Source organism: Methanomethylovorans sp. (assembly GCF_041305605.1).
Taxonomy (GTDB): Archaea; Halobacteriota; Methanosarcinia; order Methanosarcinales; family Methanosarcinaceae; genus Methanomethylovorans.
In genome coordinates this window covers 1-3,813 of sequence record NZ_JBFYLB010000092.1, presented here as the reverse complement: position 1 = coordinate 3,813, position 3,813 = coordinate 1, and the positions used below count along the sequence as shown (strand labels likewise).

Genomic DNA, 3,813 nt, shown 5'->3' with positions numbered 1-3,813 from the left:
AGCTTCTTTGTAATTCCCGGAGCAATTGCCTTATATGCACCATCCTTCCGGACCTTTTCAAGCCGCAAAGTTAAGCCGGGCTCTTTTTCAGCATACTCTGAGCGCAATTCGCTTTCCAGCCGGGAAACGATCAATTCCATCTGCGGCAAGCTATCCGCAGGATAAGCCAGAATCGCCTGTGAATATCTGGGAATGGCATTGTGAGCCTTACCTCCATCGGCAGATATCAGCAGTATATTTAGATCCATCAGTTTATCAATAGCTGCAGCAAGCACCTTGTTAGCATTAGCCCTTTTTTCATTGATATCCACACCAGAGTGACCACCAACCATGCCCTCAGCAAGCAGTTTGCAGATACTGTAAGACTCCGGAACAGGAACACGGTCCACACCCATTTCAATGCGGGTAGTAACACCACCTGCACAGCCCACAATGAAAACGCCGTCTTCTTCAGAATCAAGGTTAAGGAAGACCTTCCCTGAAATGAAGTCGGGAGTCAAAGCATTGACGCCCTGCATTGAGGTTTCTTCATCTACAGTAAAGAGCAATTCCAGAAGAGGGTGGGCAATTGTTCTGTCCTGAGCAAGTTCAAGTGCCATGGCTAGAGCAATGCCATTGTCAGCACCCAGAGTAGTGCCATCGGCTCTCAGCCAGTCGCCATCATAGACCAGCTTAATAGGATCCCTACTAAAATCGTGAGTTGATGACTCGACCTTCTCACATACCATGTCCATGTGACCCTGAATGACCACTGTGGGGGATTTCTCGTAACCCACAGACGGAGGCACAGTTATCAGTACATTGTTCACACTGTCGAACTTGAAGCTAAGTCCATGGGACAGAGACCATTCCTTGAGCCAGTTAGCTATGTTCCCCTCATGTTTGGAACATCGCGGAATGCTATCTATCTGTTCAAAGATGAAGAGGATATTTTGTGTACGCTGGTCCATGCGGTGATTATTGCCTTTATTAGTATTTTATCGTACACATTGATCATGTAAACCCCTCAGAATTTATATTCACAGGGTTCTAAAGTATATGCAAAGAACAAGGAGCATTACTGTAGTGGAAATATCTGAAAGGATCTCGGTCGTCATGGATGACATCGTGACACAGAATGTAGATGCCATCGTTAATGCAGCAAACAATTCTTTGCTGGGCGGAGGAGGAGTGGACGGAGCGATCCATCGGGCAGCCGGTCCCGAACTGCTCGATGAGTGCCGCAAACTTGGAGGCTGCCCCACAGGAGAGGCAAAGATAACCAGGGGGTACAACCTGCCTGCAAAATGGGTGATACATACTGTAGGACCCGTATGGAAGGGAGGTATGCATGGAGAGGACAAAATGCTATATCGCGCATACCAGAGTTCGCTGGAGCTTGCACAGCAATATGAAATCCAGTCAGTTGCCTTTCCTGGAATAAGTATAGGTGCCTATGCTTTTCCTGTGGAAAGAGCAGCCAGGATAGCTGTTCGGTCCGTGCGGGATTTTCTCATGGACGTAGATACAATTAATGAAGTAATCCTTGTGTGTTACAACCAGGCTGCTTTTGACAGGTATTCAGCTGCTTTAAAAGATACTGCAAGTTACTCTAAGTAACAGGAAGTAAAAAAACATGAGCTGATACTGCACCTAATGAAAGATTCAAACAGAAAAGCACATCATCATAATTAGAATTAGCATATAGTGAAGTGAAGATATGTTTAAATAGCTGAACATAGAAGGTTATATTGCTGAGGCAGGGATTAAGCCCCATAAGGTTGGTTGGTTGGTACGAGATCATCGGTGGTACGATGATTTCCGGCAAAAATGCCTAAAAACGGAAAAAGGTTCCTTCCCCCCTCTACAAAGGAAGGAACCCTCACATTCATATTCATATAATCTTCCAGGCGACGCACATATATCTTTTTAATACGCCTCATTTATCCATGACAGTCCTGATCATCAAGAATTGTGCCAGAGAGGGACCAGGAACTCTGGGAGGAATACTCTGCAGCAATGGCATTGAACATGATATATTTGAACTTGAACATGCCGCAGAGATCCCCGACCCTGCAAAATATGAAGCTCTTATAGGGATGGGAGGTCCGGCCAGTGCAAATGACACGACTCGTGCAATGCAACATGAAATCACCAGAATTGAACAGGCAGTAATAGCACATGTGCCGTATCTGGGGATCTGTCTTGGCATGCAAGCTCTCGTTAAAGCTTGCGGTGGCAGAGTTATAAGGAACCCCATAAAAGAAGTGGGATGGAAAGACCTACAGGGAAAAAGTTTTTCTCTGGAACTTACACCGACTGGAAAAAAAGACGCAATTTTTGAAGGATTGGAAGCGACATTGCCCATATTCCACCTTCACGGGGAAACGGTGGAACTGACAGATGATATGCAGCTGCTGGCAACTGGAAAGCATTGCCGTAACCAGGTGGTTAAAGTAGGGAACAATGCCTACGGATTCCAGGGACATCTGGAACTGACAACATCAATGCTGGATACCTGGCTGGCTGAAGATGATGATCTGAAGCAGCTTCCATCTGAAGAAGTGAAGCGTGATCATGCTGCCGTAAGAGAGGAATATGAGAGCAACTCGAAAAAAGTATTCACTAATTTTTTAAGGATAGCAGGAATACTCTAGAGTGACAGAGAGCATTGTAGAAGTGTAAAAGAGAATTCAGAAGAAAGGGGGAGAGTACTACGATCGGAATTATGTCTGACTCGCACGATAATCTTGAAGCTATTGAACAGGCAGTGGAGTTCTTTAACAAAAAAAGTGTTTCAGCCGTTCTGCATGCAGGAGATATTGTAGCGCCTTTCACTGCAAGGGCTTTCAAGGAACTGGATGCAAAGCTGTACTTTGTTTTCGGGAACAATGACGGAGACAGATTGCTGCTTAAGGAGTGGTTCGAGGATTTTGGGGCACAGTGCTGCAAGGACTTTGGGGATCTGCACATCGAAGGAAGAAGGATAGCCCTCCTGCACGGGATCTATGAGGAACAGGTCAAAGCCATAGCCGCCTCCGGCATGTTCGATGTTGTTGTAAGAGGGCACACCCATGATGCTGGTGTGGTGACAGACTATGGAACACCTATCATTAATCCCGGAGAAACTACAGGTTTACTCACAGGACGCAGGACTGTGGCTCTGCTTGACCTGGAAAGCCTTGATGTGGAGATAGTGGAGCTGTGATCAAGTAAAGATACCGGATGTCACCCATTTTTTTGCATCTTCAAGAGTGGGTATTTTACCGGCTATCTTGACCTCCCCGTTCACAACAACAGCAGGAGTTATCATCACACCGTAGGAAAGGATCGTGTCAATATCAGAAACTTTCACGATCTCAGCATCCACATCTGTTTCCTGCACAGCTTTCTCCATTATTTCCTTAGCCTTGTTGCATTTAGCACAACCTGTACCCAATATTTCTACTCTCATTGAATAACACCTCTCAGACAAACACCTTTATAGCATCGAAATCGCACGATGCAACACAAGCCATGCAATATATGCAATTTTCCGTTCTTACAGGCCTACATAACCCATTCTCCAAGGCCAGTACCCGATTTCGGCATGTACTGACACATGAACCGCATCCTGTGCATTTACCTTTATACACTGCTATGAAGACCATGGAAGTTCTCCTTAAGAAAAATTATGTTTTTCAAATTGGGTGGTTCTATACCATCCTTATCTTTATCCTTAACATTAATTTACGGATTAAGGTGTTTTGATGCCAAAAGTTAAAGTTCACGAGATTTCAGGGGGATTAAGTATAACCATACCTAAAAGTATTGCGGATCTGAAAGACTGGAAAA

Annotated in this window: 7 protein-coding genes; 3 read left to right on the top strand and 4 right to left on the bottom strand. The window is 45.0% G+C overall.

Features of this window, described 5'->3' with window-relative positions; translation table 11 throughout:
- Positions 1 to 950 (bottom strand): beta-Ala-His dipeptidase (gene pepD / locus ACCM36_RS06085; RefSeq protein WP_370572861.1); only part of this gene is annotated, 950 nt, incomplete at its 3' end.
- Between the two features lie 88 nt (positions 951 to 1,038).
- Here pepD and ACCM36_RS06080 point away from each other — a divergent pair.
- Positions 1,039 to 1,599 carry an O-acetyl-ADP-ribose deacetylase gene (locus tag ACCM36_RS06080; RefSeq protein ID WP_370572860.1) on the top strand — a complete coding sequence of 187 codons (561 nt, stop codon included), beginning with the start codon at positions 1,039 to 1,041 and terminating at the stop codon, positions 1,597 to 1,599.
- Between the two features lie 146 nt (positions 1,600 to 1,745).
- Here ACCM36_RS06080 and ACCM36_RS06075 read toward each other — a convergent pair whose 3' ends face one another.
- Positions 1,746 to 1,922: a hypothetical protein gene (locus ACCM36_RS06075; RefSeq protein WP_370572859.1), complete on the bottom strand. Its 177-nt coding sequence runs from the start codon at positions 1,920 to 1,922 to the stop codon at positions 1,746 to 1,748.
- A 6-nt stretch (positions 1,923 to 1,928) separates the two neighbouring features.
- Between ACCM36_RS06075 and ACCM36_RS06070 the strand changes: the two genes are divergently transcribed.
- On the top strand, positions 1,929 to 2,636 hold the full coding sequence (locus ACCM36_RS06070) for a type 1 glutamine amidotransferase (protein WP_370572858.1): 708 nt from the start codon (positions 1,929 to 1,931) through the stop codon (positions 2,634 to 2,636).
- 71 nt (positions 2,637 to 2,707) lie between these two features.
- Entirely contained in the window at positions 2,708 to 3,187 is a 480-nt protein-coding gene (locus ACCM36_RS06065; protein WP_370572857.1) for a metallophosphoesterase, read from the top strand.
- Here ACCM36_RS06065 and ACCM36_RS06060 read toward each other — a convergent pair whose 3' ends face one another.
- Both ACCM36_RS06060 and ACCM36_RS06055 read right to left on the bottom strand, forming a co-directional pair.
- Positions 3,188 to 3,433 carry a thioredoxin family protein gene (locus ACCM36_RS06060; protein ID WP_370572856.1) on the bottom strand — a complete coding sequence of 82 codons (246 nt, stop codon included), beginning with the start codon at positions 3,431 to 3,433 and terminating at the stop codon, positions 3,188 to 3,190.
- Positions 3,434 to 3,446: 13 nt separating this feature from the next.
- A complete protein-coding gene (locus tag ACCM36_RS06055; protein WP_370572855.1) occupies positions 3,447 to 3,629 on the bottom strand; it encodes a 4Fe-4S binding protein in 183 nt (60 codons plus the stop codon).
- Between the last annotated feature and the right edge of the window lie 184 nt (positions 3,630 to 3,813).